Genomic DNA, 17,462 nt, shown 5'->3' with positions numbered 1-17,462 from the left:
TATAAAAAAGAAAGAGGCCAAACTGAAGGCATCAGTCTGGCCTCTTTTATCGGCGCTTTACCAAGTGAAAGCGCATTGTTATGTCTTTATCTTTAGCGAGTTATGAAGGTTAAGGCTTCATAAATTGACGGCGAAAAAGCTGTACCGTACCCCAGAGACCAAACGCCCGACGCGACCAGCGAACAACGCTGCTTGGGTTGCGAATGCCGTAAATTGCCATGACGCTGGAACCGAGCACCAGATATTTGCGCATATCAACAAGCTTCAACCAGCCGCGATCAATTCTTGCTGTGGCTTCAAGCCACTCGAGACGCCCGCCCGCCAGTTCGGCACGTTGACGGTCGATCTCACGCAGTAATTTTACCTTTTCGATAACGCGGTCAGGCGTGCTCATTCGTCATCCTTTTCCAGCAATGTGCGGTCTGTATCGAGCTGTTTGCGCGTCATGCTCAATAATGTTGAACGTTTCGCTTTAGACAGCGTCCAGACACCCAGAACTATCGCCAGAAATAACAGCACTCCGGTGGACGTTCCCATTGCTATCAATCGGTAAGCGGGATCGATTGCCCAGAACAGCACAACCAACAAACTCATCAAACCGAACGCAGTCAAAATAAGGGTGATACCAGCCATGAGAAGAAGTTGGAAAATATTGGCCTTTTCCTCTTCCAACTCAATGACTGCCAACCTGACACGCGTTTCAACAATCCCCACCAGAATGGTGACGATCCGTTGAGCTATGTCGAGGATCCCTTTGCCCGGTCCTTGTGGCGGCGTTTTTAATTGTTCGGCCATAATTAGCGGCGAGCTAACAGGACGCCAATCACTACGCCGACGGCAGCACCAATACCAATGCCAGTCCAGGGTTTATCATGAACGTAATCGTCAGCACGGTCCGCGATTTCTTTTGAATGATGTGCGAGCTTGTCGCCGGTATCACTCAGGCGTGAACGGGCATCTTTCAGCAGGTTTTCTGCTTTGCCACGTAGCTTGTCGAGTTCAGCTTTGGGCTTGTCAGTAGAAGTGTGAAGTACTTCTTCCAGGGTATCTGCCAATGATTTAAGTTCTGCGCGCAGATGTTCTGATGTGGTGTTATTAGCCATCTTTAAGTCACTCCATACGTTAACTGATGCGAACTTTTAACATAGCGGATATCTGGCTGAGCGCAACTATGAATAGGTGAATAGCAACTCAGTAAGGGATAAAACAATCCGCCATGTACCGTTAAAAATCTGTATTGATACAAAGGGGTTACTGGCCCTGTGCTTCTTGTAATTCAGACTTGGCTTGGTCTAGTTTTTTCTGTTTCTGGGCGATCTTATTATTATCACCCTTTGTTTGAGCTTCTTTCAGCTCATATTCACGTTGCTTAACTTTATGCTTTTTTTCGGCGACGTGGCGTGCATTTTCAGCCTTCAGGCCTGCATCGGTACAATGCGCTTTGTTTTCGCTAAGGGCTTTCTGTAATCCGCTGATCTGATTTTTATTATTATGCTGGTAAGCATAATCAAGCTGCGTTTGAATTTCCTGCTGTTTAGTCAAACAACTTTCGGGTTGCGGTGCAGCAAAAACAGCGCTGGAAAACGCGAGAACGGGTAGCACGGTCAGTGTGAATAAATGCCATTTCATGAGAGGGTCTTCCTTAGTCATTATGAAACGCGGGGCGCATCTTCCATAGAGCGCCTTGAGTGATGCGTATAATACGTCGAGTATTACAGATGAGATTATACCAGCGAATATTAGAAACGCTTAAGGGAGGATTCCGAAAGCGCGAAGGGCGTCAGCCGAGTTTCAACTGGTCACGAGTGATTTTTTGTACCCAGAGATGACGCTTTGGCGGTTCACAACGTTTGACCGAGAATCCCATGGGAAAAATGTCCTGCAAGGCATGCTCTGCCAGAATGCGCTGTTCGCTGGAATCCAGCGCCACAATCAGACCATCCTCTTCCGAGGTAATACTTTGAATGCGAATGCCGCGTTGACTCAGACTCTGATAGACATAAAAACCATCGGGCATGACCACGCCAGCACGGGAAGGGCGTAGCTGCAGGGCATTGCTTGAATGAGGCATGTGTGAGAAAGCGAACCCCACAATGGTTGCAACCAGCAGCAGGCTCAGCAATGTGACTGGCCACAATATTGAGCGTTTCATCAACATGATTCTCACGGCGCTTTATTGCCTTTTTTTAGACGGTCAGCTTGTTTTTTACGCCACAGCAACAGTAATGAGCCACCTAAACCGCCAACCAACAGCAATAACGGCAACAACATAAGGCCGTTCATCAGTTGATCTTCGTATTTAAGGAAAAACGGGGTTTTACCGATAAAGTAGCCGAATGTTGTCAGGATCAGCACCCACAGCAAGCCGCTTATCCAGTTGAAGAATTGGAAACGGGCATTATTGAGCCCTGACAACCCGGCAATGGTGGGCAGCAATGTGCGAACAAACGCCAGAAAGCGACCCGCCAGCAATGCAGACAGGCCATGTTTGTGGAAGAGGTTGTGTGCACGTTCGTGATATTGCACCGGGAGATGGGCCAGCCAGCCTTGCACCACTCGCGTATTCCCCAGCCATTTTCCCTGAATATAACTTAGCCAGCAGCCCAGACTGGCAGCCGTCGTCAGCAGGAAAATAGTCAACGGGAAGCCCATAGCATCTTTTGCGATCAGGACGCCCACCAGAATCAATAGGCTGTCACCAGGAAGAAAAGCCGCGGGGAGCAGGCCATTTTCCAGAAAAATAATCAAAAATAGAATGATATACAGTGTCCAAACCATCGAAGGGTTGGCCAGGGTTTCGTAATCTTGTTGCCAGAGGGCATCAATGAGTGAACTAATGATTTCCATGTACTTTAGCGAAACTCCATAATTTTCAGTTAACCGACCAGAATGAATACGGAGCAGTAAGGCTCAACGCAGAATAACCCGGCCGATAAGTACGCCTTTCCATGGCGGTAAGGGGAACAGAAGTGGGCGAATTGTAACAAACCCCCCGACGCTGAGACAGATAAATATAGCGGTTAAAACCGAATGATATAAGCGTGCTACCCCCGTCAGGTCGTGCTTTTACACTCGCTGACACAACTCGACAGTGGGCTGACAGGAATCGTGGAAATATTTTTTCAGAATCTTTTATTTAAGAAAACTTTTATTTAGAAACGTTCATTTCAGGAAGCGGATTAAATCCAGAGAGTGCGGCGTTGTTTGTGGAAATCAGCAGGCTGTGAAAAATAGCCTGCTGTGAACATGGGGCGTTATTTGTTGTTCGTCGTAGAAGAGAGATGCAGCGCGGGGCTATCAAGGTGGACGACCGGATTTTCGGAATAGAGATAGCGATCGACATTGAACTCGAAATCATCGCTGGTGGCACGGAACAGCATTTGCTTGGTATTTTCCAGATGCTGCCACATCGCCAGTTTGGCCGCATGTGGATCCCTGCGGATCAGCGCCTTGAGGATCTCGTCATGATCTTCGCACCAGCTTTCGATCGACTTCGCGTCGATATGCTCGTGCAACTTGCGCCAATAAGGATTCTGGCGGCGCTGACTCCACATCTTCTCGACAATGCTCGCCATCGCGCTGTTCTGCGTGGATTGCGCCACCTGAACGTGGAACTTCAGATCCCACTCGGAATCGCGGAAGCGGTCTTCCTGACGGGCTTGTTCCTGAATTTCCATCAAACGTATGATGTCTTGTTTGGTCACCTGTGTGGCGGCAAATTCAGCAATATTACTTTCTATCAGTTGGCGCGCTTGTAATAGCTCGAATGGACCGGCTTCGCCAAATTCCAGGCTGCTGTCGGTCATAACCAGATGCTTTTGCTGGTTGGACATCACATGAATGCCGGAACCCTTACGCACTTCAACATAACCCTCTACCTCTAGCATGATTATCGCTTCACGCACCACAGTGCGGCTGACGTTCATCTCTTCCGAAATCAGGCGCTCGGCCGGTAATTTTTCGCCGACGGGATAAACGCCACCCTCAATTCTCTCCTTAAGCGTGGCTGCCAGTTGTTGATACAGACGTCTGGTTTCAGTAGGTTCCATGGATTTACTCTTCATTGATGTAAACGGAAGCGATAAAAATTCGTTGAATGACAGCGATCATTCACCCGGGTACATCGCCTGCCGGGGTGAAACTTGTTATACCAGTATACGAGGAACGCAAGACGGTTGCACCGTCGAAGACCTGGCAGAAATCGCCATTAAAGTGATCAAAACGAAAAAGCCCGGATTATTTTCCGGGCTAAATAGAGATATTAGATTTTTGCGGGTTGCAAAGGCTGAGCGAGAGGTTCCACCGCTGAACGATTCTGCAGAACGGTCCAGATGACGATGGCACCTAGCAGATCGAACACTGAAAGCGCAGCAAACAGCGGACTGAAGCCCAAGGTATCGGCCAGAGCACCTACTACCAGAGCAAACATTGTGCTGGCTGTCCATGCTGCCATCCCCGTCAGTCCGTTGGCGGTGGCGACTTCGTTACGGCCAAACACGTCTGAAGAGAGAGTGATCAACGCACCGGAAAGTGACTGGTGTGCAAATCCGCCGACGCACAGCAAAGCAATCGCCGCGTAAGGGCTGGTGAATAGGCCAATCATTCCGGGGCCAATCATCAATACTGCCCCCATAGTGACGACCATTTTGCGTGAGACGATCAGGTTAACCTTGAAATATTTCTGGAACAGTGGCGGCAGATACCCACCGACGACGCAGCCTAAGTCTGCAAAGAGCATTGGCATCCAGGCAAACATGGCGATGTGTTTCAGGTCGAAGCCATAGGCTTTGAACATAAACAGAGGGATCCAGGCGTTGAATGTCCCCCAGGCTGGCTCGGCCAGGAAACGTGGCAGCGCAATACCCCAGAACTGGCGGTTACGCAAGATCTGCCAGGCAGACATTTTCTTGCCGTTGGTGGTCTGATGCTGTGCTTCCTGTCCACCAAGAATATATTCGCGTTCAGTTTCGCTGAGTTTCTTCTGGTCTTTAGGGTGTTTGTAGAACACTAACCAGCAAATAGCCCAGACCAGGCTGAGGGCACCGGTAATAATGAAAGCAAGTTGCCAGCTGTGCACGAGAATGCACCAGACAACCAGCGGTGGCGCAATCATCCCGCCGATAGAAGAACCGACGTTAAAGTAGCCGACGGCAATCGAGCGTTCCTTGGCTGGGAACCATTCGCTGCTGGCTTTCAGGCCGGCCGGGATCATCGCCGCTTCGGCCATACCGACCGCACCGCGGGCAATCGCCAGACCGCCCCAGCTGCTGGCCAATGCCGTCGCCATACAAAACAGCGCCCACATGATAGCAAACATGGCATAACCGACTTTCGTGCCCATGACATCAAGGATGTAACCGGCAACCGGCTGCATGATGGTATAGCAAGCGGAATAGGCGGCGATAATATAAGAATATTGCTGAGTGCTAATGTTGAGTTGGCTCATCAGCGTCGGTGCTGCAGCAGCTATGGCGTTACGTGTTAAATAGCCTAATACAGTACCGACTGTTACCAGTCCGATCATGTACCAGCGTAACCCTTTGATCTTACCCATTTAACTCTCTCCCAATAAATAATCCGGCATTGGCGGCATGTTTGCGGCCGCAGCACATTGAGCGCCGCCGCTTAGGGCGGGGCTCAATGTGCTGCTAATAAGTGCGTTATTTGGCTACCCTGCTTTTGTTACCCCAGTGTCCCGGACAAAAGCGTGAGTGATGTGGCAGGTCTTCACTCACGCTTTTGTTGGGGCGAGCTAAAGATAACTTGTCATACAGATTTAAAATTTGAATGACATCACAAAAACACATTAAGAATGTATGGATAATAGATATCAATGTGATGAATTAAGTAATTTGATTATTTTCAACGTGATAATGATTTTTTTATGATGTCTGTAACATTGTCTAGTCCTGTAAAGGTGTTAAATAGTGCTGGACGATGACTTTAATTGGTGTGATAACTTCGCATCAGCAAGCGATAACCAGAAACGAATTCAAGGTGAGGAACCTAAGATGGCGCAGTTTTTAACCGAAGATTTCCTGCTCGACAGCGAGACCGCGCGTCGGCTTTATCATGACTATGCAAAAGACCAGCCGATTTTTGACTACCACTGTCACCTGCCGCCGGAACAGATCGCGCAGGACTATCAATTCAAGAACATGTATGACATTTGGCTGAAAGGTGATCACTATAAATGGCGTGCCATGCGTACCAATGGTGTGCCTGAACGCATGTGTACCGGTGATGCCAGCGATCGTGAGAAGTTTGATGCCTGGGCTGCGACCGTTCCACATACCATAGGTAATCCGCTCTATATCTGGACGCATCTTGAACTTCGCCGTCCGTTTGGCATTACCGGTAAATTACTGTCACCGACGACAGCGTCGGAAATCTGGGATCGCGGCAACGAATTGCTGGCGCAGAAGAGCTTCAGCGCGCGCGGCATCATGAAACAGATGAACGTGAAATTGGTCGGTACCACCGACGACCCAATCGATTCGCTGGAACATCACCAAGCCGTGGCTCAGGACACCCATTTTGACGTCAAAGTGTTACCAAGCTGGCGCCCGGACAAAGCTTTCAACATTGAAGCTGAGAGCTTCAATGATTACATGAAGAAACTGGAAGCGACCGCCGACGTCTCCATTACCCGCTTCAGCGATCTATGTGATGCACTGAAAAAGCGTCTGGACCACTTCGCAGCGCATGGTTGCAAAGTGTCCGACCATGCGCTGGACGTTGTGGTGTATGGCGAAGCTGATGATGCAACGCTGGACGGTATTTTATCCCGTCGCCTGAGCGGCACGATGCCCAACAAAGAAGAAATCGCCCAGTTTAAAACCGGCGTGCTGCTTTATCTGGCTTCAGAATATCAACGCCGTGAATGGGTACAGCAGTACCACATCGGTGCGTTGCGTAATAACAATACCCGCATGTTCCACCTGATCGGTGCAGACGTGGGCTTCGACTCCATTAATGACCAACCGCTGGCAGAACCACTGTCCAAATTGCTCGGTGCGCAGGGCATGGCCGGCGGTTTACCAAAAACGATTCTGTACTGCCTTAATCCGCGTGATAACGAGGTCATCGGCACCATGGTCGGTAACTTCCAGGGCGAAGGGATGCCGGGCAAGATTCAGTTTGGTGCTGGCTGGTGGTTCAACGATCAAAAAGACGGCATGCAGCGCCAGATGACGCAGCTCGCTAATCTGGGCTTGCTGAGCCGCTTCGTGGGGATGCTGACCGACAGCCGTAGTTTCTTGTCCTATACACGTCATGAATATTTTCGCCGCATCCTGTGCCAGATGATTGGCCGCTGGGTAGAAGATGGCGAAGCGCCCAATGATATGGCGCTGTTGGGCAACATGGTTAAGAACATCTGTTTCGATAATGCGAAAGAGTATTTCGCCATTAAATTGAACTGAGTAAAACGCGCCGGGTGTGGTGTGCCGCGCCCGGCGGAGCCTAAAAAATTATTATCCAGATCAATAATTTCTTCTGAACACGACGGTGATGGGGCGTGAACCGCTTTCAAAGACCGGCGTTTGCGTAAATTTAAGGTGAGTGTGAGATGCAAAGGTTAAACCGTCGTGATTTCCCCGGACGTGATTTTCCGGAAAAAATCATTCAGTTTGGTGAAGGCAATTTCCTGCGTGCGTTTGTGGACTGGCAGATTGATCTGCTAAACGAACATACTGATCTGAATGCCGGTATCGTGATTGTGCGCCCGATCAACAGTGATTTCCCGCCTTCACTGAATGAACAGGATGGCCTTTACACCACCATCATCAGTGGCCTGAATGAGCAAGGTGACCGCGTGCGAGATACGCGCGTGATCCGCTCAGTGAATCGTGAAATCGATATTTACCATCAGTTCGATGACTATCTGGCGCTGGCGCATAATCCGGACATCCGTTTTGTTTTCTCCAACACCACCGAAGCGGGTATCAGCTACGTGGAAGGCGATCGTTTTGACGATGCCCCACCGGCCAGTTTCCCGGCTAAACTGACCCGCTTGCTGTTCGAACGCTTCACGCATTTTGCCGGTGCAACTGATAAAGGTTGGGTACTGCTGCCGTGCGAACTGATCGACTACAACGGTGAGAAACTGCTGGAACTGGTGCAGCGTTATGCGAGTGAGTGGGCCTTGCCTGCGGCTTTCAACCAGTGGCTGCTCGCGCATAACACCTTCTGTTCGACGCTGGTGGATCGCATTGTGACCGGCTATCCGCGCAGTGAAGTCGATAGCCTGCAGACCGAGCTGGGTTATCAGGACAGTTTCTTCGACAGTGCTGAACACTTCTACTTGTTTGTTATTCAGGGACCGAAAAGTCTGGCGCAGGAACTGCGTCTGGACAAACTGCCGCTGAATATCCTGTTGGTTGATGACATCAAACCCTACAAAGAACGCAAAGTGGCTATCCTCAACGGTGCACATACCGCTCTGGTGCCAGTGGCATTTCTTGCCGGGCTGGACACGGTAGGCGAAGCGATGAATGACCCACAAATCAGCCGCTTTGTTGAACTGGCGATCGCCGAAGAGATCTCACCGGTGCTGAACTTGCCGCAAGCCGAACTGGCGTCATTTGCGCAGGCGGTATTGAGCCGTTTCCGCAACCCGTTTATTCAGCATCAGTTGCTGTCGATTGCTCTTAACGGCATGACCAAATTCCGTACCCGTATTCTGCCGCAGCTACTGGCCAGCCAGCAGAAGAATGGCCTATTACCACCACGTTTAACCTTTGCGCTGGCCGCGTTGCTGGCGTTTTATCGAGGTGAGCGTAACGGCGAAATATTCCCATTACAGGATGACGCCCAGTGGCTGAGCCTGTTTTCTTCACTGTGGAGTGAAGTCCGCCGTGGTGAACTTACCCTAAGTAGCCTGGTGGAAACGGCCCTCGCTGATGAACAGCATTGGGGGCTTGACCTGAATACTGTGCCCGGTCTGAATGAAAAAGTGACCGAACAGTTACAGGCAATTCAGGACCGTGGCATGCGTGATGCACTCGCGGCTTACAGTTAAGAGGTTGATTATGCATAGCATCATACAGATCCATCCCGCTGATAATGTCGCCGTGGCCCTGCAGGATCTTGAGTCCGGCGAGCCAACCGAAGCCGGTGTTATGCTGCTTCAGGCGGTCGTGCGTGGGCATAAATTTGCGATAAAACCCATCGCTGCCGGACAGAACATCATCAAATATGGCCTGCCTATCGGTCATGCGCTGATGGACATTGCCGTCGGTGAGCATATTCATTCGCAGAATGCCAAAACCAATCTCAGCGATCTGGACCAGTACCAATATCAGCCGGAGTTCGTCGAACTTCCCCCGCAAATGCCCGATCGCGATGTGCAGATTTATCGCCGTAAGAACGGTTTGGTGGGTATCCGTAACGAACTGTGGCTTATCCCGACTGTCGGTTGCGTCAACGGGATTGCTAAGCAGATTCAGCAACGCTTTCTGAAAGAAACCAATCAGGCTGAAGGCACCGACGGCGTCTATTTGTTCACACATCCATTTGGTTGTTCTCAACTGGGTGATGACCACATCAATACCCGCACCATGTTGCAAAACATGGTGCGCCACCCAAATGCTGGTGCGGTTCTGGTGATTGGTCTGGGTTGTGAAAACAATCAGGTGGATGTGTTCCGCGACACGCTGGGAGAAGTCGACGACGAACGCGTGCGCTTCATGACGCTGCAAAAATTTGATGACGAAGTGGAAGCTGGGCTGGAGCGCCTGCGTGAACTTTACGCGGTGATGCGCCAGGATCAGCGTGAACCAGGCACGCTCAGTGAGCTGAAGTTTGGTCTGGAATGCGGCGGCTCAGACGGCTTGTCTGGCATTACAGCCAACCCGCTACTCGGACGTTTTTCCGACTATGTGATTGCTAACGGCGGCACTAGCGTACTGACGGAAGTCCCGGAAATGTTTGGTGCAGAGCGTATCTTGATGAGCCGTTGTCGCGACGAGCAGACCTTTGAAAAAACTGTTCATATGGTGAATGACTTCAAACAGTATTTTATCGAGCACAATCAGCCGATTTACGAGAATCCGTCGCCGGGCAACAAAGCCGGTGGGATTACTACGCTGGAAGAAAAATCGCTCGGTTGTACCCAGAAAGCCGGTCAAAGTCCGGTGGTGGACGTTCTCAAGTATGGTGAACGCCTGTCCCGTCACGGCCTTAACTTGCTCAGTGCGCCAGGTAACGACGCGGTGGCTACCAGCGCGCTGGCGGGTGCCGGTTGCCATATGGTTCTGTTCAGCACCGGGCGCGGTACGCCTTACGGCGGTTTTGTTCCGACGGTGAAACTGGCGACCAACAGCGAACTGGCGGCCAAGAAACCGCACTGGATTGACTTCGACGCAGGAAAACTCATTCACGGTGTCCCGATGGACGATCTGCTCGGCGAATTTGTTGATCTGATTGTCGACATTGCTGACGGCAAACTGTCTCGAAACGAACTGAATGATTTCCGCGAACTGGCGATTTTTAAAAGCGGCGTTACATTGTAGTGACTGAGCTTTAGGATTAAGATGAAACGGTGTTTCAATTTATTAAACGCCGTGAATTTTCTTCCGACTGGCTAGAGATAATGATGTCAACGATGACTTTTTTTACCCATGAGTGACTTCTGGAACGCGCACTACATCTGGTTTGCGCAGGGCGTTGGCGTACTGGCATTTTTTGTCGGTATTACGATGTTCTTCAACCGCAATGATCGCCGTTTTAAACAGCAACTCTCCGCCTATAGCGCCATTATTGGCGTTCATTTTCTGTTAATGGGCGCCAATCCAGCTGGCATGAGCGCCTTGCTCAACGCTGTCCGTACTCTGATCACCCTTAAAACACGCAACCAGTGGGTGATGGTGGTCTTTATCGCTCTGACGCTTATCCTTGGCATCGGCAAAGCCAAACACCTGATGGAGTTGCTGCCAATCGTCGGTACGGTAGCCAGCACCTGGGCACTCTTCCGCACCAGCGGGTTGAAGACCCGATGCATCATGTGGGGTTCCACCTGTTGCTGGGTCATTCATAATGTCTGGCTTGGTTCGATCGGCGGTTCACTGATCGAGGGCAGCTTCTTGCTGATGAATGGCTACAATATTCTGCGTTTTCGCCACCTACAACGTCAGGGTATTGACCCTTTCGCTGTGGAGAACGCGGTGAAGAAAAAGCCCTGATCTCAACGGGTGTCTAATCCAGCTTCAGCGGCGGTAGTTGGCCGAAAATACTGAGCAGGCCTTCGCCCCAGCCTTTACTGATCATAGCGAAGTACGGGTGTGTCTCGGTAATGCGGTGCTGCTGTACGGAACTGTAGCTGTCTGCCGGGTAAATCATCACATCTAGCGGTAAACCGACCGACAGATTGCTGCGCAGAGTGGAATCCATCGAAATCAATGCACACTGCATCGCCTGTTCAAGCGGCGTGTTGTAGGTGAGCACCCGGTCAATAATGGGTTTGCCATACTTGCTTTCGCCGATCTGAAAGTAGGGAGTGTCATGCGTCGCTTCGATGAAATTCCCCTGCGGATAAATATGGAACAACCGCAATCCATCCCCCTTGATCTGACCGCCGAGCAGTAAATTACAACTGAAATCAGTCATGCTGCCCTGATTGGCACCGCTGTCGCGGGCAATCACCTCGCGTACTGTTTCTCCCAGCAGGCTGGCGACGTCATACATCGACGCCGCATTCAACACGTTCTCACGTTCAGGATCAAGACAGCGCCGGTGCAGCAGACTGATGATGCTCTGTGTGGTCGCCAGATTTCCGGCACTCTGAATCACCAGCATTCTTTCATCACTCTGATGAAAAATATGCAGTTTGCGGAACGTGGAAATATGGTCCACTCCGGCATTAGTGCGCGAGTCTGAGACAAAAACCAGGCCAGAGGACAAGCGCATGGCCACACAGTAAGTCATAGAAATATCTACCTTTTCAGTGAGTCTGGGTTATTGCGGTATATCGAGCATATGAACCGCCGCGACGGTGTGCATATCTTCACATCCTCCGCCTAATCGGATGCCGCGAACCGGGCATGCATCAAGATAATCGATACCGATAGCCAGTTTCAAATGCTGATTGGGCTGACAGGTATTGTTGGTCACATCAAAGCTCTGCCAGCAGTCATCGAGCCAGGCTTCGGCCCACGCATGCATGGCGACGTGCGTCGAGTCCTCGCTGTAGAGATAACCACTGACGTAGCGGGCCGGAATGCCCAGACTGCGGCAACAGGCCAGAAAGACATGGGTGTGATCCTGACAGACACCCTGTTGCGCGGAAAATGCCTGCGAAGCGCTGTCTTTTACTGTGGTCGTCCCAGGACTGTAGGGCATTTTCAGCAGCAGTTCGCCCATGAGCGTACACAGACTCTCATGTTGAGCTTGTGGGCGGTAATAGCGGCCGGCGAAGTCACGGATCGCACCGTCCGCATGGGTCAGCGGGCTGGTGCGTAGAAAGACCAGCGGCGATAAATGCCCGCAATTGTCGTCTTCCATATTGTCTTCTATTTCCACCACGCCATTGGCTTCGATAGTGATCGCCTGATGGGGTTGGTCTAAGGTCAGCACATGGAGCACATTCCCATAGGCATCCAGCGTGCGGGTAGCATATTCCGGTAGCGTCAGATCCCACGATAAAATCTTTTGATGGCTGGAGTCCTGCGGGGTCAGGCGCAGGTATTGCGTGCTGCGTTTGACCTGTTGCGCATAGGTGTAATGCGTCTGATGACTCACATTCAGTTTCATTATTGTGCCTCCAGATAAGTTTGGTGAATGCTCTCTGCAATGGCGCTGGTTTTGTCGAGGAACTGCGTCAGCCATTCAGTCAGGCCCTCAGCCATGATTTCATCCAACGTGGTGAAGCGCAGCTCAGCATGCAGTGTATGCACTCGTCGGCGCGGCAAATTGCCCGAAGTGCCGCCAATCAGTTCGAGCTGCTCGGCCATAATCTCCACGCAGGCCAGCAGTGAGCGCGGTAATTCGCCCCGCAAGATCAGCAGTTCGGAGATGGTCTCGCGGCTGATCTGCTGTTTGTAGAGCGTATGAAAAGCTTCGCGTGCGCTCACTGCCCGCAACAGCGTGTCCATTCGGTAGTATTCCCGCACCGGGTCTTCATCGGCATCGAGCAACTGATGGGTGACATCCAGCAATCGTGCCGTGCTGTCAGCTCGTTCAAGCATCGTGCCGAGACGAATGAAATTCAGCGCATCGCTGCGCAGTAACGTGCCAAACATCGCGCCTCGAAACAGGTGCGAACGCTCTTTAACCCAGTCGAAAAAGGCATCAGCGCCGAGCGAAGCCACGCCCTGACGGCGGATCGACTTCATTTCAATCCACGACGCGTTAATGCTCTCCCACACCTCTGATGACAAACTACCGCGCACGGCATGGGCGTTATTCCACGCCATCTGCATGCAACTGAAAATACTGCTGTGGTTGACGTTATCCAGGGCAAAAAAATTGAGCAGATTGCCCATGGTGAGCTGAGAATAGTGCTCACTGAACAGCGTCTGTGTGCCAGTGAGCGTTAGCGGAACCATCAGATCGTTTTGATCGTCGTTCAGTTGGGTGTGATCGCTGATCGACATCATCGACAACTTGTTTGTGACGTCGAGCAGACGGGCAATGTTTTCGGCGCGTTCCAGATAACGCGCCATCCAGTACAACTCACTGGCAGTTCTGCTTAGCATACGTCGTCCTCCGCACTGTTTTCCTCTACCGGCTCATCTTCTAACACCCAGGTGTCTTTGGTTCCGCCACCTTGTGATGAGTTGACCACCAGTGACCCATCCTCCAGCGCTACGCGCGTTAAACCACCGGGCACCAGGCGGATCTCTGCGCCGGTCAGCGCGAAAGGACGCAGATCGATGTGACGCGGTGCCAAACCGCTATCAACGAACGTCGGGCAGGTGGAAAGTGCCAGCGTCTCCTGAGCGATATAATTTTCAGGACGTGCCTTAAGCAGATCGCGAAAACGGGCGATCTCCGCAAGACTGGCTGTCGGGCCAATGAGCATGCCGTAGCCCCCCGCGCCGTGAACCTCTTTCACCACCATTTTTTCCAGATTCGCCAACACAAAAGAGAGGGCTTTTTTGTCACGGCATTGCCAGGTTGGGACATTGTTGAGGATCGGCTCTTCGGAGAGATAAAAACGGATCATCTCCGGCACGTAAGGGTAAATGGATTTGTCATCGGCAACGCCAGTGCCAATCGCATTGGCCAGCACCACGCCACCGGCGCGGTAGACCGACAGCAGACCCGGTACGCCGAGCATGGAGTCAGCGCGAAAAGCCAGCGGGTCGAGGAAAGCATCATCAAGGCGGCGGTAAATGACATCGATCTTACACGGGCCAGATGTGGTGCGCATAAAGACAGCGCCGTCTTTAACATACAGGTCGACGCTTTCCACCAGCTCGACCCCCATTTGCTGAGCCAGAAAACTGTGTTCGAAATAGGCGCTATTAAAACGGCCCGGTGTCAGCACGACGACGGTCGGATCATTGACCGGTGTACTTTCGCGCAGAGTTTGTAACAGATGGGAAGGGTAGCGGGAAACCGGTGCAATACGCTGTTCGGAGAATAATTCCGGGTACAGGCGCATCATCATTTTACGGTTTTCCAGCATGTACGACACACCGGACGGCGTGCGCAGGTTGTCCTCCAGAACGTAATACTCGCCATCACCGCCGCGCACCATGTCAGTTCCTGCAATGTGTGCGTAGGTGTCACGATGCAGGTCGATACCTTGCATACACGGCTGATACTGATCGTTTGTCAGCACCTGTTCGGCAGGGACGATGCCAGCCTTAATGATGTTCTGATCGTGGTAAATATCATGCAGAAAAGCGTTCAGTGCCTGAACACGCTGGCGGATCCCCAGATCCAGCATTTTCCACTCGTTAGCAGGAATAATTCTCGGCACGCTGTCGAACGGAATCAGCCGCTCGGCACCGTCGTCTTCGCCATACACATTAAACGTGATACCCACCCGGTGAAACAACAGCGCCGCTTCTTCTTTCTTGCGCTGGACGGCCTGTTGGTCGGCCTTCTGTAACCACTGCCAGTAAGCCTCATAATGGCTGCGATGTTGCCCTTCAGCCATTAACATTTCATCAAAAAAGGGTGAATCGGAAAGGTCGATGTTGATCATATTCACCTCAATGACAGGTCGGGCTGTTTCGTTTTTTCAGGGATTTTTTTTACGTCACAAAAAGAACACGCACAAAGTGTGCCAGCGTGCATAAACGGCGGAAACAGGCCTGAAAATCAGCCATCACGCGCTATTTCGGTGCGTAACGCCAACGACTTGCCTGAATTGGGGGCAAAAAAACGCGACGTTTATTAAGTATGGTCTTTGATGAGGCAATCGCCAGCGTAGGGAAGAAGGCAAAAAAAAGGCCAGCCGGAAGGCTGACCTGATCAATGCGCTGGGTTCGGATTAACGACGAACAGCGATGGCTTCTATTTCGATTTTTACGTCTTTTGGCAGACGTGCCACTTCGACGCATGAGCGTGCCGGGAACGGCGCGTTGTGCTCGGTGAAGAAGGCTTCATAGGTGGCGTTGACGGTTGCAAAATCGTTCAGATCTTTCACGAAAACCGTCGTTTTCACGATGTCTGAGACCTTCAGGTTAGCCGCTTCAACGATGGCTTTAACGTTTTCCAGCGACTGGCGCGCCTGAGCGGCGATGTCATCGGCAACGGTGCCAGTTTTCGGATCCACCGGGATCTGACCGGACGTGATGATCATGCTACCAAGATCAACGCCCTGAACGTAAGGACCAATGGCAGCGGGGGCATTTTCAGTGCTGATTTCGCGGGACATGTTGTCTCCTGATTTGAGTTATTAGAATTTAAAACCTGCCCCAGTATAAAGGGCAGAGATGAAAAGTCATTACGCCCGATCACGTCAGTCGTTATTCATTACCACGTGATGCTCGAACTCTTTCTCGCAATATTTGCATTGCAGATGGACGTCGCCCTGACGCTGTTTCACGGCAAAACTTGACGCCACGGGTTCGGAGCGGCTGATGCAATTACTGTTCGGGCAGTGCAATACGCCTTCGATACGTTCCGGCAGGGTAGGCATCAATTTCTTCACCACTTCATAATCGTCGATACGATTGACCGTGGCTTTCGGCGCATAGACCGCCAGTTGGTTGACCTGCTGCTCGGTCAGGAAAGTGTTCTCTATCTTAATAATGTCTTTGCGTCCCAGCTCGTTGGACGGCAGATTCAGACCGATGGTAATACGCTGATCGGTCTCGGTGAGTTTAAACAGCGACAGCAATTTGAAACCGATTTGCGCGGGAATATGGTCAATCACCGTGCCGCATTTAATGGCTTCAACCTGAAGTTTATTATCGTGAGTCATATTATTTTCTCCTCAAGTTTATTGTGCAGTGTCGGCGTTGAGTACCAGCGCCAGTAAGGCCTGGCGGGCGAATATGCCATTGCCGGCCTGCTGGAAATACCAGGCATAAGGGGTTTTATCAACGTCGGGCGTAATTTCATCAATGCGTGGCAGCGGATGCAGCACTTTCATATGGGCCTGGGCACCGGCCAGGTCGGCGGCGCGCAGAACAAACTGGGCTTTGACATTGGCGTACTCGGACGGATCCAAACGCTCTTTTTGTACCCGAGTCATATAGAGAATATCCAGCTCCGGCACGACGTCATCAATGCTCTCATGCAGGCTGTATTCAATGCCTTTCTCTTTTAGCAGGGAGAGAATGTAGCCCGGCATCGCCAGCGCATCGGGGGCGATAAAGTAGAAGCGGTTGCCCTGGAATTTCGCTAACGCCTGAGCGAGAGAATGAACGGTGCGGCCATATTTCAGGTCACCGACCATGGCAATCTTGATATTGTCGAGACGGCCTTGGGTTTCTCGGATAGTGAACAGATCAAGCAGCGTTTGCGTCGGATGCTGATTGGCGCCGTCACCGGCATTGAGGATCGGAATGCCGCTGGAGAACTCGGTGGCCAGACGCGCCGCGCCTTCCTGCGGGTGACGCATTACGATGGCGTCGACGTAAGTGCTGATGACTGAAATGGTGTCGGCCAGCGTTTCGCCTTTTTTACCGAGCGATGTGTTGGATCCGTCAGCGAAACCGACCACCGATGCACCCAGTCGATGGATCGACGTTTCGAACGATAAACGAGTACGCGTGGAGGCTTCGAAGAAACAGCTGGCGATCACTTTATGTTTCAATAATTCAGGCTGTGGCTGGGCTTTCAGGCTGGCAGCGGTGTCCAGTACCAGTTCCAATTCTTCACGGCTGAGATCGTTGATTGAGATAATGTGTTTTTGGTATAGCGGGTTAGCCATTGCTACTCTCCTGTCCCCTCGTCCTTGCCGCCGCGCTGCAACGCCAATAACTTTGGGTATATTTAAATAAACTCTCGAATTCTGGACAAAAAAAAGCCCCTTTAATAAGGGGCTTTCATCAGATCGGCAA

At 51.4% G+C, this 17,462-nt stretch carries 19 protein-coding genes; 4 read left to right on the top strand and 15 right to left on the bottom strand.

Annotated elements, in window-relative coordinates:
* Positions 1 to 109: 109 nt before the first annotated feature.
* From IEV89_RS20675 to IEV89_RS20640, 8 genes are all read right to left on the bottom strand, one after another.
* Complete coding sequence (locus IEV89_RS20675) at positions 110 to 394, bottom strand: YqjK-like family protein (protein WP_188475401.1); 285 nt, start codon at positions 392 to 394, stop codon at positions 110 to 112.
* On the bottom strand, positions 391 to 795 hold the full coding sequence (locus tag IEV89_RS20670) for a phage holin family protein (protein ID WP_188475400.1): 405 nt from the start codon (positions 793 to 795) through the stop codon (positions 391 to 393). The genes IEV89_RS20675 and IEV89_RS20670 overlap by 4 nt, the downstream gene beginning before the upstream one ends.
* A gap of 2 nt (positions 796 to 797) precedes the next feature.
* Entirely contained in the window at positions 798 to 1,103 is a 306-nt protein-coding gene (locus IEV89_RS20665) for an ElaB/YgaM/YqjD family protein (RefSeq protein WP_188475399.1), read from the bottom strand.
* A gap of 148 nt (positions 1,104 to 1,251) precedes the next feature.
* Positions 1,252 to 1,629: a DUF1090 domain-containing protein gene (locus tag IEV89_RS20660; RefSeq protein ID WP_188475398.1), complete on the bottom strand. Its 378-nt coding sequence runs from the start codon at positions 1,627 to 1,629 to the stop codon at positions 1,252 to 1,254.
* A 151-nt stretch (positions 1,630 to 1,780) separates the two neighbouring features.
* Positions 1,781 to 2,152 carry an EnvZ/OmpR regulon moderator MzrA gene (gene mzrA, locus IEV89_RS20655; RefSeq protein WP_229746548.1) on the bottom strand — a complete coding sequence of 124 codons (372 nt, stop codon included), beginning with the start codon at positions 2,150 to 2,152 and terminating at the stop codon, positions 1,781 to 1,783.
* Positions 2,153 to 2,163: 11 nt separating this feature from the next.
* Positions 2,164 to 2,847 carry a DedA family protein gene (locus IEV89_RS20650; RefSeq protein WP_188475396.1) on the bottom strand — a complete coding sequence of 228 codons (684 nt, stop codon included), beginning with the start codon at positions 2,845 to 2,847 and terminating at the stop codon, positions 2,164 to 2,166.
* 407 nt (positions 2,848 to 3,254) lie between these two features.
* Positions 3,255 to 4,049, bottom strand: a complete 795-nt coding sequence (exuR, locus tag IEV89_RS20645; RefSeq protein WP_188475395.1) for a transcriptional regulator ExuR — start codon at positions 4,047 to 4,049, stop codon at positions 3,255 to 3,257.
* A 212-nt stretch (positions 4,050 to 4,261) separates the two neighbouring features.
* A complete protein-coding gene (locus tag IEV89_RS20640) occupies positions 4,262 to 5,554 on the bottom strand; it encodes an MFS transporter (RefSeq protein ID WP_188475394.1) in 1,293 nt (430 codons plus the stop codon).
* A gap of 457 nt (positions 5,555 to 6,011) precedes the next feature.
* Between IEV89_RS20640 and uxaC the strand changes: the two genes are divergently transcribed.
* The 4 genes from uxaC (at position 6,012) to IEV89_RS20620 (ending at position 11,183) form a co-directional block, all read left to right on the top strand.
* The gene (gene uxaC / locus IEV89_RS20635) at positions 6,012 to 7,424 is read left to right on the top strand and encodes a glucuronate isomerase (protein ID WP_188475393.1); all 1,413 of its coding nucleotides are present in this window, start codon (positions 6,012 to 6,014) and stop codon (positions 7,422 to 7,424) included.
* A 146-nt stretch (positions 7,425 to 7,570) separates the two neighbouring features.
* Positions 7,571 to 9,022: a tagaturonate reductase gene (locus IEV89_RS20630; RefSeq protein WP_188475392.1), complete on the top strand. Its 1,452-nt coding sequence runs from the start codon at positions 7,571 to 7,573 to the stop codon at positions 9,020 to 9,022.
* A 10-nt stretch (positions 9,023 to 9,032) separates the two neighbouring features.
* A complete protein-coding gene (locus IEV89_RS20625; protein ID WP_188475391.1) occupies positions 9,033 to 10,514 on the top strand; it encodes a UxaA family hydrolase in 1,482 nt (493 codons plus the stop codon).
* Between the two features lie 108 nt (positions 10,515 to 10,622).
* Positions 10,623 to 11,183, top strand: a complete 561-nt coding sequence (locus IEV89_RS20620; protein ID WP_188475390.1) for a YgjV family protein — start codon at positions 10,623 to 10,625, stop codon at positions 11,181 to 11,183.
* A 13-nt stretch (positions 11,184 to 11,196) separates the two neighbouring features.
* Here IEV89_RS20620 and IEV89_RS20615 read toward each other — a convergent pair whose 3' ends face one another.
* The 7 genes from IEV89_RS20615 to pyrB form a co-directional block, all read right to left on the bottom strand.
* On the bottom strand, positions 11,197 to 11,925 hold the full coding sequence (locus tag IEV89_RS20615; protein WP_188475389.1) for a proteasome-type protease: 729 nt from the start codon (positions 11,923 to 11,925) through the stop codon (positions 11,197 to 11,199).
* Positions 11,926 to 11,955: 30 nt separating this feature from the next.
* Entirely contained in the window at positions 11,956 to 12,750 is a 795-nt protein-coding gene (locus IEV89_RS20610; protein ID WP_188475388.1) for a transglutaminase family protein, read from the bottom strand.
* Positions 12,750 to 13,694: an alpha-E domain-containing protein gene (locus IEV89_RS20605; protein ID WP_188475387.1), complete on the bottom strand. Its 945-nt coding sequence runs from the start codon at positions 13,692 to 13,694 to the stop codon at positions 12,750 to 12,752. The genes IEV89_RS20610 and IEV89_RS20605 overlap by 1 nt, the downstream gene beginning before the upstream one ends.
* A complete protein-coding gene (locus IEV89_RS20600; RefSeq protein WP_188475386.1) occupies positions 13,688 to 15,154 on the bottom strand; it encodes a circularly permuted type 2 ATP-grasp protein in 1,467 nt (488 codons plus the stop codon). Before IEV89_RS20600 ends, IEV89_RS20605 begins: the two co-directional genes overlap by 7 nt.
* Positions 15,155 to 15,442: 288 nt before the next feature.
* Positions 15,443 to 15,829 carry a 2-iminobutanoate/2-iminopropanoate deaminase gene (ridA, locus tag IEV89_RS20595; protein ID WP_188475385.1) on the bottom strand — a complete coding sequence of 129 codons (387 nt, stop codon included), beginning with the start codon at positions 15,827 to 15,829 and terminating at the stop codon, positions 15,443 to 15,445.
* A gap of 84 nt (positions 15,830 to 15,913) precedes the next feature.
* The gene (gene pyrI / locus IEV89_RS20590) at positions 15,914 to 16,378 is read right to left on the bottom strand and encodes an aspartate carbamoyltransferase regulatory subunit (protein ID WP_188475384.1); all 465 of its coding nucleotides are present in this window, start codon (positions 16,376 to 16,378) and stop codon (positions 15,914 to 15,916) included.
* An 18-nt stretch (positions 16,379 to 16,396) separates the two neighbouring features.
* Positions 16,397 to 17,332, bottom strand: coding sequence for an aspartate carbamoyltransferase (gene pyrB / locus IEV89_RS20585; protein WP_188475383.1), 936 nt, complete (start codon positions 17,330 to 17,332; stop codon positions 16,397 to 16,399).
* Positions 17,333 to 17,462 lie beyond the last annotated feature (130 nt).

This window comes from Hafnia psychrotolerans (genome assembly GCF_014639435.1).
GTDB classification, from domain to species: Bacteria; Pseudomonadota; Gammaproteobacteria; order Enterobacterales; family Enterobacteriaceae; genus Ewingella; species Ewingella psychrotolerans.
Note: the sequence above shows the minus strand (reverse complement) of the source record. Positions and strands in the feature narration are given on the sequence as shown.

Coding starts and splice junctions, on each gene's coding strand:
- IEV89_RS20630 (WP_188475392.1), top strand. CDS start 7,571: ATGCAAAGGTTAAACCGTCGTGATTTCCCCGGACGTGATTTTCCGGAA.
- IEV89_RS20600 (WP_188475386.1), bottom strand. CDS start 15,154: ATGATCAACATCGACCTTTCCGATTCACCCTTTTTTGATGAAATGTTA.
- IEV89_RS20625 (WP_188475391.1), top strand. CDS start 9,033: ATGCATAGCATCATACAGATCCATCCCGCTGATAATGTCGCCGTGGCC.
- IEV89_RS20670 (WP_188475400.1), bottom strand. CDS start 795: ATGGCCGAACAATTAAAAACGCCGCCACAAGGACCGGGCAAAGGGATC.
- IEV89_RS20675 (WP_188475401.1), bottom strand. CDS start 394: ATGAGCACGCCTGACCGCGTTATCGAAAAGGTAAAATTACTGCGTGAG.
- IEV89_RS20660 (WP_188475398.1), bottom strand. CDS start 1,629: ATGAAATGGCATTTATTCACACTGACCGTGCTACCCGTTCTCGCGTTT.
- IEV89_RS20650 (WP_188475396.1), bottom strand. CDS start 2,847: ATGGAAATCATTAGTTCACTCATTGATGCCCTCTGGCAACAAGATTAC.
- IEV89_RS20620 (WP_188475390.1), top strand. CDS start 10,623: ATGAGTGACTTCTGGAACGCGCACTACATCTGGTTTGCGCAGGGCGTT.
- IEV89_RS20610 (WP_188475388.1), bottom strand. CDS start 12,750: ATGAAACTGAATGTGAGTCATCAGACGCATTACACCTATGCGCAACAG.
- IEV89_RS20605 (WP_188475387.1), bottom strand. CDS start 13,694: ATGCTAAGCAGAACTGCCAGTGAGTTGTACTGGATGGCGCGTTATCTG.
- uxaC (WP_188475393.1), top strand. CDS start 6,012: ATGGCGCAGTTTTTAACCGAAGATTTCCTGCTCGACAGCGAGACCGCG.
- pyrI (WP_188475384.1), bottom strand. CDS start 16,378: ATGACTCACGATAATAAACTTCAGGTTGAAGCCATTAAATGCGGCACG.
- ridA (WP_188475385.1), bottom strand. CDS start 15,829: ATGTCCCGCGAAATCAGCACTGAAAATGCCCCCGCTGCCATTGGTCCT.
- IEV89_RS20615 (WP_188475389.1), bottom strand. CDS start 11,925: ATGACTTACTGTGTGGCCATGCGCTTGTCCTCTGGCCTGGTTTTTGTC.
- IEV89_RS20640 (WP_188475394.1), bottom strand. CDS start 5,554: ATGGGTAAGATCAAAGGGTTACGCTGGTACATGATCGGACTGGTAACA.
- mzrA (WP_229746548.1), bottom strand. CDS start 2,152: ATGAAACGCTCAATATTGTGGCCAGTCACATTGCTGAGCCTGCTGCTG.
- pyrB (WP_188475383.1), bottom strand. CDS start 17,332: ATGGCTAACCCGCTATACCAAAAACACATTATCTCAATCAACGATCTC.
- IEV89_RS20665 (WP_188475399.1), bottom strand. CDS start 1,103: ATGGCTAATAACACCACATCAGAACATCTGCGCGCAGAACTTAAATCA.
- exuR (WP_188475395.1), bottom strand. CDS start 4,049: ATGGAACCTACTGAAACCAGACGTCTGTATCAACAACTGGCAGCCACG.